This is a genomic window from Leptolyngbya iicbica LK (assembly GCF_004212215.1).
Lineage (GTDB): Bacteria > Cyanobacteriota > Cyanobacteriia > Phormidesmidales > Phormidesmidaceae > Halomicronema > Halomicronema iicbica.
In genome coordinates this window covers 82,997-97,358 of sequence record NZ_QVFV01000004.1, presented here as the reverse complement: position 1 = coordinate 97,358, position 14,362 = coordinate 82,997, and the positions used below count along the sequence as shown (strand labels likewise).

Sequence of the window (14,362 nt, the reverse complement as noted above, 5' to 3'; positions counted from 1 at the left end):
ACTCTAAAGTATCGTTTTGCAGGCTCTCTATGCGAGATTTCGCCATCGCGCGAAACTGCCCTTACCTATCTTGACGAAGGAGGGGAGTTAAGACAAGTTCTCAGAATTTTCCACATCTGGGTAACCTAAAAACAGTTTCATGCCGCAATGCGAGCTTGATGCATGACATCAACCCATTGCGGCTCATGGGTACAAGTGCGATCGCGCTGCGCCAAGTTTGTGTAGACACAGTCAGATGTCAGTAGCGGTAGCATCGCCTTGCCATCGATGACTGAACCCGCATTGTTTGACTTCCAGCTGGGGCCTACAGCCATGAATCATCAGCCACAAAACAGACGTCATCAGGCCGCGCGCAAGTTCGTGACCGCCCTAGATGAACTAGAGACCGTGCTGAACTCCAAATCTCGAGAATCGGGCGCTCATGAGGCTACCAAAGGTGATCAGCCGTCAGCTCCGTCAGAGTCTGAGATGGCAGCCCACAACACTGAGGACTTCGATCAACTGCTTGACGAGGCTGTGCAGGATATCGAACACTTCATGGCCGAGGTAGACCCCGTACAGGATGATGCCTGAATAACGGCAGCCACGAGATCACCACAAGAACGTCATCCCGCTGCCTGACGCTGGCGCAATGCCTCAAACAAAATGACCGCAGCGGCGACGCCCACATTCAAAGATTCGACATCATTCATCATGGGAATCGCGACCGTGTGGTCAGCAGCAGCGATCGCGCTCGCAGACAATCCCGCCCCTTCATTACCGACCACTAACACCATCGGGTGCGTCAAGTCGAGCTGCCAGTAAGGCACCGCCCCAGTGGCCGCCGTCGCCAAAATCTGGCAGCCCTGGTCGCGCCACGTCGACATTTGTGCCAACAGATTATCACCCACTTGCTTGGGCAGCCGAAACCACTGCCCTGCTGAAGCTCGCAAAACTTTAGGGTGGGTCAAATCCACGCTATTCTGACTCAGCCAGATGCCATCACTGCCAGCGGCTGCAGCCGTCCGCATGAGCGTCCCCACGTTGCCAGGATCTTGAATGTCTTCTAGCGCCAGCCCCAAGGTGGGGGCATCAACGGTCGTGGTTATGGTGTCACTGGGGGCGATCGCGACCACTCCATCCGGCGTCTCCGTCGTGGCGATCGCCCCCAGCACCTCTGGACTCACCGTCTCTTGCCGCGCCGTGCACTGACTCAACTGCTGCCATAAGGCTGGATGTCGAACCTGCCACGCCTCCGTCGCACACGCTGCCTGCAGCGGATATTGTGTTGCGATCGCCACTTGTACCAAATGCGTGCCTTCTAACAAAAACTGCTGCTGTTGCCGCCGATACTTCGCTAGATGCAGCTTACGCAGAGTTTTGATCCAGGGATTTTTCAGACTCGTCAGCACGGCAGCTCCCTCGGCAATTGGCCATGGCTTACAGAAAACTAATCACTCCGCCAGGCATTCATCAAATATTACAAATTTATGGTCATCACGATAAAACCACAGACAGTCTGACACACTATCCCAATCAGGTCGTGAGTTACATTTTGAGTTGAAATATGCGGAACCCGGGACTTGAACCCGGAAGTTCTTGCGAACACTAGAACCTGAATCTAGCGCGTCTACCAATTCCGCCAGTTCCGCTAACTGGAATGCAGTATTTCGAGACTTTATCAGCCCTTTTTCTACCGCAGTCTTATACAGTGCCCTAAAAAGCGTCTTTTCGTCAACTCCCCTCGCCAAAGATCAATCTTCTTCGCCCCATACCTACCGTAAGGATTATCAATTTCAGGAGCGCAAAAATTTCAGAAAAATGGTTGAATCAAGTAGAATTTAGACGAAAATTTACATCTGAGTTGTTCCGCTCAGGTTTTGGAGGATAAGCCCATCGTTACAGCCACTGGTATAAAACAGATGTCCAATTCCCCTGAAGCAGACAATTCGGTTTTAGAAATCTACGGTCAGCACCCGCTGTCGGGTCATGTTTCTATCAGCGGGGCGAAAAACTCCGCACTCGTCGTTATGGCCGGTATCCTGCTATGTTCTCAGCCCTGCCGACTGCGCAACATTCCCAACCTTGTTGATGTTGATCGCATGGCGGCTGTGTTGACGGCTCTCGGCGTCAAAATCAAACGAGAAGATGACTTTTGGGAACTGGATCCCAGTGACATCAGCCACACCCGGGCACCGTACGAAATCGTCAGCAAGCTGCGCGCCAGCTTCTTTGTGATTGGGCCGCTGCTGGCCCGCATGGGCGTGGCTCGCATTCCTCTACCAGGGGGCTGTGCGATCGGGGCCCGCCCCGTCGAGCTGCACGTTCGTGGCTTGCAGGCGATGGGGGCAAATGTACAGATTGAGCATGGCACCGTTCACGCCTGCATTCCTGGCATACGCAAGCGGCTACAAGGGGCCAATATTTATCTGGATTACCCCAGTGTGGGGGCCACCGAAACGCTGATGATGGCCGCCACGCTAGCGGAAGGTGACACCGTTATCGACAATGCCGCCCAAGAGCCGGAAGTCGCTGACCTGGCAAACTTTTGTCGGGCCATGGGGGCTCGCATTCGCGGCGTTGGGACAAAGACTTTGACGATTTCTGGAGTTCCCAGTCTCCACAGTACTGATTACGCGATCGTGCCCGATCGCATTGAGGCAGGCACCTTTTTGATTGCGGGCGCCATCACGCGATCGCCCATTAGCCTCTCGCCCATCGTGCCCGAGCAGTTAGGGGCGGTCATTGCCAAGCTGCAAGAAGCCGGCTCGCAAGTCGTTGTGGAATCACCCAACCGCATTTCTCTCATTCCAGGGGATGAAATTCTGGCCACGGATATCCAAACCCTGCCCTATCCCGGCTTTCCCACCGATATGCAGGCCCAGTTTATGGCGCTCATGACCCTGAGCAACGGCAACAGCATGGTGACTGAAACGGTCTTTGAAAATCGCTTACGCCACGTGGCTGAGTTCAGTCGCATGGGGGCCAATATTCGAGTGAATGGCAACTGCGCCATCATTCAAGGGGTGCCGATGCTCTCTGGTGCCCCCGTCATGGCAACCGACCTGCGAGCATCCGCTGCGTTGGTGTTGGCTGGACTGGGTGCCCAAGGCAAAACCGTCATGAGTGGTCTGCAACACTTAGATCGGGGCTACGAGCAGCTAGAACGTAAGCTGACAAAATTGGGCGCCAAAATCACTCGCATCGACGGTACGACTGGTGAAGTCATCGCCGACAGCGCAGAGCTCTCAACCTCTCGTTCGTCACTGTAAGCCACAACGAAGCGTACTCAGATTCAAGAACCCAGTTCAGCGACCATGACTGAACTGGGTTCTTGCTAGATAGGCAAATTTCCTGTGCCCAGCAACGGGCTATGAGCCGTCGAGGGAAGTTTTTCAGCGATCGCGTCACTGTTTCATCCAGCTATTTTGCCGAGACGATCGATGAATAATCTGGGGCTATCTGCTGCGTTGCCATTCCGGCCTCGAGGGCTTCCACAAAGTGCCGCACCCGAATCGGATCAATCGGCTGCTGAATATCACCCTTGCGTTTCAAAGAACTGGCAACAATGACGCCGTCAGCCGATTGCATCAGCTTGCCAATGTTTTCCCAACTCGCGCCACTGCCGATGAAGACGGGAATTTCCCTGGCAGCCGCTTTCGCCAATTCCAAATCTTCCAAACTCGGGGGGCTGCCCGTCGCCCAGCCCGAGAGAATGATGCCGTCAGCCAAACCACGATCGATCGTCTCTTGCACTGCCGTGGTGAGATTTGGGGACCCCAGCGGACGCGCATGTTTGACTAACACGTCGGCCAAAATCTTGACTTCACTACCCAGTTCACGGCGATAGCGCAGCAGTTCATACGCACACCCTTCGATCAGTCCCTGATCGGTGGCCATGACGCCCGTCAGCACATTGACTCGAATAAATTGGGCATTCACACAGGTGGCGATCGCTAACGCGCTGCGAGCGTCATTACGCAAAACATTGATACCGACAGGAACCGCCACCAACTGCTGCAAGCGCTGCACAATCAGGCTCATGGCACTGACCACCGCCGGATCAACTTGACCTTTCGTAAACGGGGCATCAAAAAAGTTTTCCACAATGATGCCACTCACCCCGCCGGAGGCTAACGCAGTGGCCTCTTGCTCAGCCCGCGCCATGACTTGTTGCAAATCGCCTCCCCACTGAGGAGACGTGGGTAAGGGCAGTAAATGGACAACCCCAATGACTGGCGTTGCGGTCTTAAAAATTGTCGTTAAGCTCACGTGAAGTTGATCTCGAATGCGAAAACAAAGTCGCTAAACAGCCAAGATGGCACAACCACCACCTTACACCTTGTGCCTTCCCCAATTTACCCTAAGCGCTCTCATTCTTGAGTGAGCAATTTGGCTGTGTTCTGACTTTAACGTTAGAGATTTTCCTAAAGTCTGATTCAGGTCTTATGATGAAGGTTTGCATAGATCAACGTCATCCGTTCGCTGCCCCGAGAACTGAGCTGCAGCGAAGATAGCCTGACGCCAAATCTACGTCGTATACACGAGTGTTATCACCGCCTTATGACTGCCGCTGCTACCCAACCCACGATCGCCGTTACCCATTTGGGCTGTGAAAAAAATCGGGTCGATACCGAGCACATGTTGGGCTTGCTGGTGCAGGCTGGATATGGGGTTGATGCCAATGAAGAATTGGCGGATTACGTCATCGTCAACACCTGTAGCTTTATCGAAGAGGCACGGGCGGAATCGGTGCGGACGCTGGTAGAACTGGCCGAAGCTAAGAAAAAAATCGTCATTACCGGATGTCTAGCGCAGCATTTCAAAGATGAGTTGCTGGAAGAAATTCCGGAAGCCGTCGCGCTGGTGGGCACGGGCGACTACAACAAAATCGTGGATGTCATTCAGCGGGCAGAAGCCGGCGAGCGGGTGAAGGAAGTCTCGGCAGAGCCCACCTATATTGCGGATGAAACCGTCCCCCGTTACCGCACGACGGCGGAGGGCACCGCCTATTTGCGAGTGGCCGAAGGCTGCAACTATCGCTGCGCGTTCTGCATTATTCCTCACCTGCGGGGTGATCAGCGATCGCGCTCCATCGAGTCCATCGTGGCGGAGGCCCAGCAACTCGCGGCAGAAGGTGTGCAAGAGCTGGTACTGATTTCTCAAATCACGACTAACTACGGTGTGGATCTTTACGGTCAGCCTCAACTCGCGGAACTGCTCTATGCCTTAGGCGAGGTGGATATTCCCTGGATTCGGATGCATTACGCCTATCCCACGGGACTGACGCCAAAAGTGATTCAGGCTATCAAAGATGTGCCGAATGTGTTGCCGTATTTAGATTTGCCGCTCCAGCATTCTCATCCTGAGGTGCTGCGGGCGATGAATCGTCCCTGGCAAGGGCGCGTCAACGATGACATTATTCATCAAATTAAAGACGCACTACCAGAAGCTGTGATGCGCACCACCTTTATCGTGGGCTTCCCCGGTGAAACGGAAGAGCATTTTGAACATTTGGTGGAATTTGTGCAGCGCCACGAATTTGATCACGTCGGCGTCTTTACCTATTCCGCTGAGGAAGGCACTCCGGGCGCGACGATGCCGAACCAAATTCCCCAGGCGGTGATGGATGCCCGTCGCGATCGCCTGATGCAAGTCCAGCAACCCATCTCTCTCAAGCGGAACGAAGCCGAAGTCGGCAAAGTAGTTGACGTGCTCATTGAGCAGGTCAATCCGGGCACTGGCGAGATGATCGGGCGATCGCTCCGATATGCCCCCGATGTCGATGGCCTCGTTTACGTCAAAGGAACAGCCGCCCTCGGACAACTCGCTAAAGTCCATATTGACGCCGCCGATTTCTATGATTTATTTGGCCATGTTTGCTAGCTTTCTCTGAGACTTGTAGACAAATCACAACTTGGAGGTTTTAGCTGCAATCTCTCGCAAACTTTCATAACGTATCACGCCTGCCTCTATGCTGGTCACCTGACCTACAAAGGCTTTTCCTCCGTACTGCATGAAAAATTCGCCAACTTTATTGAGATATTCATAATCAACATTCGCCTGCAAAAGTGAGAGTAGCTCCTGGCCAATAGCTGTGAACTTCCAAATCGGAAGACGGATCTCTTTTTCAATCTCATGGCGCTTCACAAGCAATAATTTATCTTGATAGATAAATGGCAATTCTTCTGGCTGGGGCTCATCAAATACCGGCTTGGCGAGTTCTGATGGATATAAAAAACCTATTTCACTCAATTCCACAAAGAGCCCAAAAGTAATATTTCGATTTTCATCTAACCATTCCTTGTTGTGAGTGACAACAACAAAACTCTCACCAATTTGTATCGCCATATTGCCTATAAGAATGAACTTTTCTGCTTCTTTTTGACTTAGGTTTCTAACAAGTTCAAGTGTTCGAAGCGAGTAACTGCCTGGTTTACGGATTTCTCCTGCAAGAATGCGTCCCCACAAACTTTGCATCTGTTCAGATGAGACATCCTGGGCTGATCCAAAAAATCTTGCAACCCAGTCTTCACTTGGTTTTTCCTCAGGTATGAACTTCTCACCGGCAAGTTCTGCAGCTGCGACAGATGTCACATTTTCGAGATTAGTTTGTCGCTTACGCTCTTGATAATCGAGGCGAAGGTTCGAACGTTCATCAATTGAACCAGAATTAAGAATTAGGTTGCTATCATCAGGTTTTTGCCATACTTTAATTTCTCCGTGCTTGTAAGCAACTGGAAGATTATTCTGTTCAGACGCTTCCTGGAGAGCAGCTGATATAACTCGTATTTCATAAGCTCTGGCATCAGCATTTCGACGAATTAAATAAGAGCTTGATACAGCTCCGACACCTTGAGAGATCACCTCAATCAGTCGTGTTAGTGGTTCACTGATACCAGCTAAATCTTTAATCTCCATACTTAAATATTGTATGTGGTGAGAGTTCGTCAAATTTAAGGAGCGAGGCGGGCTTTTTTGAGGCGGTTTTCTTCGTACCAGGCAGCGATCGCGGGTACCCAAGCTTGGAAGTGAGGCCAGATTTCCTCGCACATTTTCTGCGCTTCAAGCTGGGCATCTGCTTTCCAACGCAGATCGAGTAGGTGCATCAGCGATCGCGGGTTGGCCGACATCACCCAATGCTGCCGCACATCAAAGGGAATCAAGCCCCGCGCGTGTTCTTCCGCAAATCCAGCCTCAATTTTGGCCTGATAGCGATGGCAAGCTTCGAGGCACCATTCGATATCTTGCTGACGCTCTTCAGCGGTGTACTCATATTTTTTGCCCTGGCGATCGCTATACATGCCCACTGGGCGGAGATAAAACACCTCTTCGACCTCGCGCTTGCCACTCACCACATCTAAAATGCGGCTGCCCGTATAGCGAAAGCTCTGCACATCGAAGCTAACGCCGACCCGGTGAGTGCGAATCTGTTGCATCGTACTGTGGGGAAACCAGCCAACATTCAACACAATTTGCGGATGTTCCAGCGGCCCATAGTGGCCACGGCCCCCTTTCAGTAAATTTTTGATCACCACTTCTCCCGCTTTTTCTTCGCTGGGCCAGGTGTCGCGCTCGTGGGCCACAAAGCCCTCGGCGTAGTCCTGGTGCATGGCAGCGTAGATGGTTTGCTGAGGATTGGGGGTTTGCGAAATGACCTCAACGGTAAAACGATCCATGGGGCTCTGGGGAAGGTGAACAACAGCGTCGAAAGAACCGACCGCGATCGCAGTCAGTTCTAAATGCCTCGCTAGGCTACCCCGATCCGGTTCATTTTGGGATCGTTTCCAGGTTCTTTTAAGGCTCGACGTATTCAACCGATCGCTGCCGTACCGGAGTTTGAACGGTTTGCGGTTTGGACTTCAGAGGCGCGATCGCCGGTTGCCCAGCAGGTAACTGAGGTTTGGGTTGCAGCGCCTTCAACCCTTCTACCAGGGCAGCCCGCACAATCGGTTCTGACTCGTGGGTCAGCATGACGCGAAAGCAATCCACCAGATGCGATCGCACAGTGACGTCTGTGCCCGGCAAATACGTTTTCGTGCCTGCGTCCGAACTCAAACACCAGTGGAGCAGCGATCGCACCGCCCGCAGACGCTTCAGCGGGTCAGCCGCCGACAGCTCGTCCCAAGTAGGCCCAAAGCTTTCTGCAGTTGACCCTGGCATTGCCGTCTCAGACCCTACCGTAGACTGAGCATTCACCTCTTTGAGAAAAAAGAGCAGATTACCCGCTCCCAAACCCAGCAGCGTCATCGCCGCCCAACTGCCCCCAAGTTGTGACCACGCGGCAGCAAATCCGTACGTCGTGGCAAAGGCCAAGGTGCTCGCCAGCAGAGGCGTTTGTCCCAGTCGAGATAATCGGGTGCAACATTGCTGATACAGCGGCTCCACCGTTTCCCAGGGCAGGCGATCTCCGGATGCTAGGAACTGATAGGTGAGCGTGCTGGTGGCGATCGCCAAAAAAATCTTGCTGTCGGCCATGGCTCCCAACCAAGCCACCAAGAACCAACGGCCATAGCGATTCACCGTTGCACTATTTTGTTGATAGAGAGCGATGGGCAACGCACTGAGCTGGCGGCTCCAAGGCTTCACGGGTGCAAGCATTGACTGGTTGGAAAATCGCTGGGCCACGGCGGATACACAGAATAAACACGGTCAAACGGTAAAGACGATGCTCAGTCTAACGCCTGACTGGGAAAACAGCGCTAAACCGTCACCTCAACAGTATTAAACACCCTGGGCGGGATTGCAGTCGCCAATCGAGCATTCATACAAAATGCAAACTCTACCCGGCTGCAAATCTGGTCTTAGCGATGACGAGAGCGCCCGGATTGCAACATCCATCATGCTGTGAAGCAGCGTCGCGTGCCTCACCCCGGTCCACGATCGCCAGTCTTCAGAGACTAACCACAATGGGGAGCAACAGCCTAGCCACATAGAAGCATGAGCATCCCAGTTTCGCCTTCAAGGCTCAACACAACAAGTGGCGTTATCATCCTGCACGGCTTGATTTGGCCACCAACCCACCAACCGGGATGACAAAATTATATTTTTCTGGACAGGGGTGTATTACACGTGTAGTATTGACCCAGATACGCAACTGTGTAAGTGCATTCCCTTGAGAATGCTTCATAGGGAGACTGATGCCATGCTTAATCAGTTCATTCAGATTTGCATCCAAATTCGCAACGTTGGCCATGCCGCCTTCGGATGCCTGATTGATGGGCTGATTGATGTGGTAGACGGCTTCTTTGGGCTTACCCTGCGGCCAATGAATCGATATCTGACGCTCCAGCGGCTGCCCCAGTATCGCCATACGAGCGAGAGGGCATGGCTGCTGGGTCATCGAGGTCGATTATTGCGACTCCAAACGAGTGACTTGCCACGAACTGGTGAGCTTTGGTTGCAAGGATAACTCCTCTTATTCCAATCAGCGGCTGCTGAAGCTGCCGTTCTCACAGCAACGGAGAACGTTAGCTATCAGTCGCACGGTATATGGCAATGGGCGATCGCAGCCTGGGGTTCTGACCATGCGTCAGGCTCAGCGCGATCGCCACCAGCCGTTTTTCCCGTCTTGGGAAAGACCGTGGTCATGGCCATTGCGCGCTCAGCATCGAGGCTGAGAGTGGGCATAGGCTGGACGCGAGTCACACCGGATTGGGTTGGCCTAAAAGATTTCGTCGATTTTTGTTTCTTTATGATTTGGGTGTCTCCATGTTGAAAGTGACTTACACCGAAACTGGATTGCATTTGGAATATAGTCCTGAACCGTTAAGCCAAGTGCTAAGTGATCGGGTGTATACCTATGCGCGGGCGCAGCGACCGATGACCATGCAGCCGATCACGGCCAACATTCCCCTGTCGGCGGTCCTGATACAGGCGCTAGCGTGGACACAGCTGCAAGACTTTGAGCTGACCCGTTGCGATCGCGACTGGTTTGAGGTGACCTTATCGGGCCTCTGGCTCACCGAAGAACCGGAGGCCGAGCACGGTATCTTTGTTACCGAGCTCGATCTGCGGCTGGAGCAGCGATTGCTGAGTCTCTGGCAATGGTCGCATCAATGTCAGGCGCAAAAGCTGAGGGTCTAATTTGAACAATGGCAGGATGAACTGGTTTCCGGGTGGGCGATCGCGGCGGCTATTCGTCGCGAGTCAGCTCACTTGCCTGGTGGCGGGCACGGTGGGGCTCACAGCCTGTGTTGAAGGAGCACCGTCAACACCGCTGTCGTCACCCTCGGTGACCGATGGCACATCATCCGCTGCGGTGATCGAGGCGGCAGTGCCGGCTGCAGCAGCGGTGGAACATCGCACCTACGAGCTGCCGAATAGCGTGGTGCAGGTAGTGACGGTGCCGCCGCAGAGCGACCATACCCTGGCGGTGGTCTGGTCAGTCGATTTGGCCACCCTATCGCAGCAAGCCCAGGCGGCCGGGGCGATCGCCGCCATTAACGCGGGCTTTTTTGACCCGCAAAATGGACTGACGACTTCATTCGTGATTGTGGACGGGGCGATCATGGCCGATCCGAGACAAAATCCTCGATTGATTGAGAATCCCGACCTGCAAACCATATTGCCCGCGATCCTCAATCGCTCAGAATTTCGGATCTACAACTGTGCTGACGGTGTGGAGTACGACATCGCCACTCACGGTGCGCCCATCCCAGCCCCCTGCACACTGGTCGATGTAGTCGGGGCCGGACCACAACTGCTGCCCGCTCTGACGGGTTACGAAGAGGGCTTCATGGCCGACAACAATGCTGGGGAAAGGGTGCGGGATGCCTTAGGGAGTCAGTGGCCTAATGCTCGCTCTGCCGTGGGCCTCAAGGCGGATGGCACGGTGGTGTTGGCGATCGCCACCCAACTGCGAGACGCTGACAGGGCCACCGGACTGACACTGGCCCAGATGGCCGAGTTTTTAGCCAGCCTGGGGGTAACAAAAGCGCTGAATCTGGATGGCGGCAGTTCCACCGCTCTGTATTTTGACGGCCACACCGACTTCGGCAAACTTGACGCCGAGGGAGCGCCCATAGAACGACCGATCAAATCGGTATTAGTGGTCCGCTAAATCTCATGAGCAGCGGCAAACTGACCGCTAGCAGGAGCAATGCGAACCATCACTCAATCCTGCGCATAGACATTCCGCTCACCTGCACCACAGGACGAAAGGCTGCGGGTTATAGTGTTAAGAACTGTTGCTACAACAGTGTTTGACGTGCTGGGTTTTTCACTATGCCTCGGTCTTCCTCCTCCACTGAAGCTGATTCTCAAGCAGATGTGAATAGCCAAAATGGCCATCACGCAGATGCGGCAATCGACGATGACCGAATTCGCGTGCGAGGTGCTCGCCAGCACAACCTCAAAGACATTGATCTCGAACTGCCGCGCAATCAACTGATTGTGTTTACCGGGGTTTCGGGTTCTGGGAAATCTTCCCTGGCCTTTGATACCATCTTCGCTGAAGGCCAGCGGCGCTACGTGGAGTCGCTGAGTGCCTATGCCCGCCAGTTCCTCGGCCAGGTGGATAAGCCCGATGTGGATGCGATCGAGGGCCTCAGTCCCGCCATTTCCATCGACCAAAAATCCACTTCCCACAACCCGCGCTCCACGGTGGGCACAGTTACCGAGATTTACGACTATCTGCGATTACTCTTCGGACGGGCGGGGGAACCCCACTGTCCCCATTGCGATCGCTCTATTTCGCCCCAGACCCTCGACCAAATGCTGGATTTGGTGATGGAGTTGCCGGAGCGTACCCGCTTTCAAATTCTCGCTCCGGTGGTGCGGGGCAAAAAAGGCACCCACCAAAAGCTGCTGTCAGCTTTAGCAGCGGAAGGTTTTGTGCGGGTACGCATCGACGGCGACATTCGTGACCTGAACGACAATATTGAACTGAACAAAAACCACGCCCACACCATCGAAGTGGTGGTCGATCGCTTGGTCATGAAAGCGGGACTGCAAGAGCGTTTAGCCGATTCGCTCACGACTTGTCTGAAGCGATCTGGTGGCATTGCCGTAATCGATGTGCTGCCCGATCGCAAAGCCGATGCTGAGAACAAAGTCGTGCCCATTGGGGCAGCAAAGAATTTGTCCGATCGTTTGCCCACAGCGGCAGAAAAAGGCGGCAGCTACGGCGTTCAACAGCAGGAGCCAGCCGCCCCCCCGAGAGAACTCGTCTTTTCCGAAAACTTTGCCTGTCCCGAACACGGGGCCGTCATGGAAGAGTTGTCGCCCCGCCTGTTTTCCTTCAACTCGCCCTACGGCGCCTGTCCCCACTGTCACGGCCTGGGCAGCTTGCGCACCTTCACGGCAGAACTGGTGGTGCCCGATCCGACCTTGCCGGTCTACGCCGCGATCGCTCCCTGGTCAGAAAAAGATAACACCTATTACTTTTCGCTGCTCTACAGCGTCGGGCAGGCGTTTGGGTTTGAAATTCAAGACCGCTGGGAAACCCTGACCCCCGAACAGCAAGACATCATTTTGCACGGTTCTCAAGAGAAGATTTACATCGAAACGGACTCGCGCTATCGCGACAAGAAAGGCTATCACCGCGCCTATGAAGGCGTGCTGCCCATGCTGGAGCGGCAATATCGGGAAGCGTCGTCCGAAACCTACAAACAAAAGCTCGAAAAATACTTGATTGATCAGCCCTGTGAAGTGTGCCACGGGGCGCGGCTGAAGCCCGAGTCTTTAGCGGTGCGCATGGGGCCGTACGGCATCGACGACCTGACTGATGTTTCGGTCCGCGAGTGTTTGGAGCGCATTAAGCAATTGGTGGGCGAAGCCGACGGCACGCCGCTGTTATCGTCCCGGCAGCGGCAAATTGGCGAGTTGGTGCTGAAAGAAATTCGCGCGCGCCTCCAGTTCATGCTGGATGTGGGGTTGGACTACTTGACGCTGCACCGCACCGCTATGACCCTCTCGGGGGGCGAGGCTCAGCGTATTCGTCTCGCAACGCAAATCGGCTCGGGCCTGACGGGGGTGCTGTATGTGTTGGACGAGCCGAGCATTGGCCTCCACCAGCGCGATAATGACCGCCTGCTCAATACCCTGCGCCACCTGCGCGACATCGGCAATACGCTCATTGTCGTCGAGCATGATGAAGACACCATCCGCGCTGCCGATCACTTAGTGGATATTGGCCCAGGAGCAGGCGTCCACGGCGGCAACATTGTGGCCGAGGGTGACTTAGCGGCGCTGTTAGCGGCGGAAGACTCCCTCACTGGAGCTTATTTGTCGGGGCGACGCACCATTGAAACGCCCAAAGAACGGCGCAAGGGCAATAAGCGATCGCTTAAACTCATCAACGCCCACCGCAACAACCTGAAAAATATTGACGTCGAGATTCCCCTCGGCAAGCTGGTGTGTGTCACGGGTGTGTCGGGATCAGGCAAATCCACCTTGGTGAATGACCTGCTGCACAAAGCCCTGATGCACAACTTCGGCAGCAAAATTCCCTTCCCCAATCAGTTGGAGAAAATTGCCGGACTGAAATCCATCGATAAGGCGATCGTGATTGATCAGTCGCCCATTGGTCGCACGCCGCGATCGAATCCAGCCACTTATACGGGCGTCTTTGACGTGATTCGCGATCTGTTCGCCACCACCGTCGAAGCCAAAGCACGGGGCTACAAAGCGGGACAATTCTCCTTCAATGTGAAGGGGGGCCGCTGTGAGGCCTGCGGCGGGCAGGGCGTCAATGTCATTGAGATGAACTTTTTGCCTGATGTGTACGTGCAGTGCGAGGTGTGTAAAGGGGCTCGCTATAACCGCGAAACCTTGCAGGTGAAGTACAAAGGCAAAACCATCGCCGACGTATTAGGCATGACGGCTGAGGAAGCCCTAGCGTTCTTTGAAAACATTCCCAAGGCGGCGACGCGCTTGCAAACCATGGTAGACGTGGGCTTGGGTTACGTGCGCTTGGGCCAAACCGCGCCCACCCTGTCAGGGGGTGAAGCGCAGCGAATGAAACTCGCGTCGGAGCTGGCCCGACGGGCAACGGGCAAAACCCTATATCTGATTGACGAGCCGACGACGGGCCTGTCTTTTTATGATGTCCACAAGCTGCTGGATGTGGTGCAGCGGTTGGTAGATAAGGGCAACTCGGTGCTGATGATTGAGCATAATTTAGACGTAATTCGCTGCTCGGATTGGATTATTGACTTGGGGCCAGAGGGGGGCGATCGCGGCGGCGAAGTCATCGCGACCGGCACCCCCGAGCAGGTGGCTCAAAATCCCAATTCCTACACGGGTAAGTATTTGGCAAGAGTGCTGGAACAACATGCCAAGTAGGTGTTTTTGGGATGGTTTCTGCTGTCTGTAAGGAGCGTGGGGCTAAGGGCGCAGGGGAGCGAGGGCGCAGGGGGGCAGATATTCTGCTTAGAGGCTA

Annotated in this window: 14 protein-coding genes and 1 tRNA gene; 6 read left to right on the top strand and 9 right to left on the bottom strand. The window is 54.3% G+C overall.

Features of this window, described 5'->3' with window-relative positions:
• Window positions 1-137 precede the first annotated feature (137 nt).
• Window positions 138-314 (bottom strand): hypothetical protein, encoded by a 177-nt coding sequence (locus DYY88_RS24265; RefSeq protein WP_160299533.1) that lies wholly within the window; start codon window positions 312-314, stop codon window positions 138-140.
• Between DYY88_RS24265 and DYY88_RS16205 the strand changes: the two genes are divergently transcribed.
• The gene (locus DYY88_RS16205) at window positions 313-573 is read left to right on the top strand and encodes a hypothetical protein (RefSeq protein ID WP_039726367.1); all 261 of its coding nucleotides are present in this window, start codon (window positions 313-315) and stop codon (window positions 571-573) included. The two genes, DYY88_RS24265 and DYY88_RS16205, sit on opposite strands and share 2 nt — an antisense overlap.
• 32 nt (window positions 574-605) lie before the next feature.
• On the opposite strand, the gene DYY88_RS16200 is transcribed toward DYY88_RS16205, so the two are convergent.
• On the bottom strand, window positions 606-1,391 hold the full coding sequence (locus DYY88_RS16200; RefSeq protein WP_039726365.1) for a TrmH family RNA methyltransferase: 786 nt from the start codon (window positions 1,389-1,391) through the stop codon (window positions 606-608).
• Between the two features lie 156 nt (window positions 1,392-1,547).
• Window positions 1,548-1,631: transfer RNA gene (locus tag DYY88_RS16195), tRNA-Leu, on the bottom strand.
• A 270-nt stretch (window positions 1,632-1,901) separates the two neighbouring features.
• Here DYY88_RS16195 and murA point away from each other — a divergent pair.
• On the top strand, window positions 1,902-3,251 hold the full coding sequence (gene murA / locus DYY88_RS16190; protein ID WP_044151145.1) for a UDP-N-acetylglucosamine 1-carboxyvinyltransferase: 1,350 nt from the start codon (window positions 1,902-1,904) through the stop codon (window positions 3,249-3,251).
• Window positions 3,252-3,402: 151 nt separating this feature from the next.
• Here the strand turns inward: murA and btpA are convergent, their stop codons facing one another.
• Window positions 3,403-4,251: a photosystem I biogenesis protein BtpA gene (btpA, locus tag DYY88_RS16185; protein WP_039726364.1), complete on the bottom strand. Its 849-nt coding sequence runs from the start codon at window positions 4,249-4,251 to the stop codon at window positions 3,403-3,405.
• Between the two features lie 291 nt (window positions 4,252-4,542).
• On the opposite strand from btpA, the gene rimO reads away from it, so the two are divergent.
• Complete coding sequence (gene rimO / locus DYY88_RS16180; RefSeq protein WP_039726363.1) at window positions 4,543-5,865, top strand: 30S ribosomal protein S12 methylthiotransferase RimO; 1,323 nt, start codon at window positions 4,543-4,545, stop codon at window positions 5,863-5,865.
• A 24-nt stretch (window positions 5,866-5,889) separates the two neighbouring features.
• Here rimO and DYY88_RS16175 read toward each other — a convergent pair whose 3' ends face one another.
• The 5 genes from DYY88_RS16175 to DYY88_RS24260 all read right to left on the bottom strand — a co-directional run bounded on the left by DYY88_RS16175 (window position 5,890) and on the right by DYY88_RS24260 (window position 9,609).
• Window positions 5,890-6,900, bottom strand: coding sequence for a DUF2806 domain-containing protein (locus tag DYY88_RS16175; protein ID WP_039726362.1), 1,011 nt, complete (start codon window positions 6,898-6,900; stop codon window positions 5,890-5,892).
• Between the two features lie 35 nt (window positions 6,901-6,935).
• Window positions 6,936-7,658, bottom strand: a complete 723-nt coding sequence (thyX, locus tag DYY88_RS16170) for an FAD-dependent thymidylate synthase (protein ID WP_039726361.1) — start codon at window positions 7,656-7,658, stop codon at window positions 6,936-6,938.
• 118 nt (window positions 7,659-7,776) lie between these two features.
• Window positions 7,777-8,607: a hypothetical protein gene (locus DYY88_RS16165; protein ID WP_130199483.1), complete on the bottom strand. Its 831-nt coding sequence runs from the start codon at window positions 8,605-8,607 to the stop codon at window positions 7,777-7,779.
• Between the two features lie 361 nt (window positions 8,608-8,968).
• On the bottom strand, window positions 8,969-9,322 hold the full coding sequence (locus DYY88_RS16160) for a hypothetical protein (protein WP_130199482.1): 354 nt from the start codon (window positions 9,320-9,322) through the stop codon (window positions 8,969-8,971).
• Window positions 9,323-9,456: 134 nt separating this feature from the next.
• Window positions 9,457-9,609, bottom strand: coding sequence for a hypothetical protein (locus tag DYY88_RS24260; protein WP_160299532.1), 153 nt, complete (start codon window positions 9,607-9,609; stop codon window positions 9,457-9,459).
• Between the two features lie 81 nt (window positions 9,610-9,690).
• Between DYY88_RS24260 and DYY88_RS16155 the strand changes: the two genes are divergently transcribed.
• The 3 genes from DYY88_RS16155 to uvrA all read left to right on the top strand — a co-directional run bounded on the left by DYY88_RS16155 (window position 9,691) and on the right by uvrA (window position 14,265).
• Window positions 9,691-10,065 carry an alr0857 family protein gene (locus DYY88_RS16155; RefSeq protein ID WP_039726357.1) on the top strand — a complete coding sequence of 125 codons (375 nt, stop codon included), beginning with the start codon at window positions 9,691-9,693 and terminating at the stop codon, window positions 10,063-10,065.
• Between the two features lie 16 nt (window positions 10,066-10,081).
• Entirely contained in the window at window positions 10,082-11,041 is a 960-nt protein-coding gene (locus DYY88_RS16150) for a phosphodiester glycosidase family protein (protein WP_084607030.1), read from the top strand.
• A 164-nt stretch (window positions 11,042-11,205) separates the two neighbouring features.
• Window positions 11,206-14,265 carry an excinuclease ABC subunit UvrA gene (gene uvrA / locus DYY88_RS16145; protein ID WP_039726355.1) on the top strand — a complete coding sequence of 1,020 codons (3,060 nt, stop codon included), beginning with the start codon at window positions 11,206-11,208 and terminating at the stop codon, window positions 14,263-14,265.
• Window positions 14,266-14,362 lie beyond the last annotated feature (97 nt).

Bases quoted from the DNA above. Each gene is read 5' to 3' on its own strand.
- DYY88_RS16205 (WP_039726367.1), top strand. From the start codon at position 313: ATGAATCATCAGCCACAAAACAGACGTCATCAGGCCGCGCGCAAGTTC.
- DYY88_RS24265 (WP_160299533.1), bottom strand. From the start codon at position 314: ATGGCTGTAGGCCCCAGCTGGAAGTCAAACAATGCGGGTTCAGTCATC.
- murA (WP_044151145.1), top strand. From the start codon at position 1,902: ATGTCCAATTCCCCTGAAGCAGACAATTCGGTTTTAGAAATCTACGGT.
- rimO (WP_039726363.1), top strand. From the start codon at position 4,543: ATGACTGCCGCTGCTACCCAACCCACGATCGCCGTTACCCATTTGGGC.
- DYY88_RS16175 (WP_039726362.1), bottom strand. From the start codon at position 6,900: ATGGAGATTAAAGATTTAGCTGGTATCAGTGAACCACTAACACGACTG.
- thyX (WP_039726361.1), bottom strand. From the start codon at position 7,658: ATGGATCGTTTTACCGTTGAGGTCATTTCGCAAACCCCCAATCCTCAG.
- DYY88_RS16160 (WP_130199482.1), bottom strand. From the start codon at position 9,322: ATGACCCAGCAGCCATGCCCTCTCGCTCGTATGGCGATACTGGGGCAG.
- DYY88_RS24260 (WP_160299532.1), bottom strand. From the start codon at position 9,609: ATGCCCACTCTCAGCCTCGATGCTGAGCGCGCAATGGCCATGACCACG.
- DYY88_RS16155 (WP_039726357.1), top strand. From the start codon at position 9,691: ATGTTGAAAGTGACTTACACCGAAACTGGATTGCATTTGGAATATAGT.
- DYY88_RS16150 (WP_084607030.1), top strand. From the start codon at position 10,082: ATGAACTGGTTTCCGGGTGGGCGATCGCGGCGGCTATTCGTCGCGAGT.
- uvrA (WP_039726355.1), top strand. From the start codon at position 11,206: ATGCCTCGGTCTTCCTCCTCCACTGAAGCTGATTCTCAAGCAGATGTG.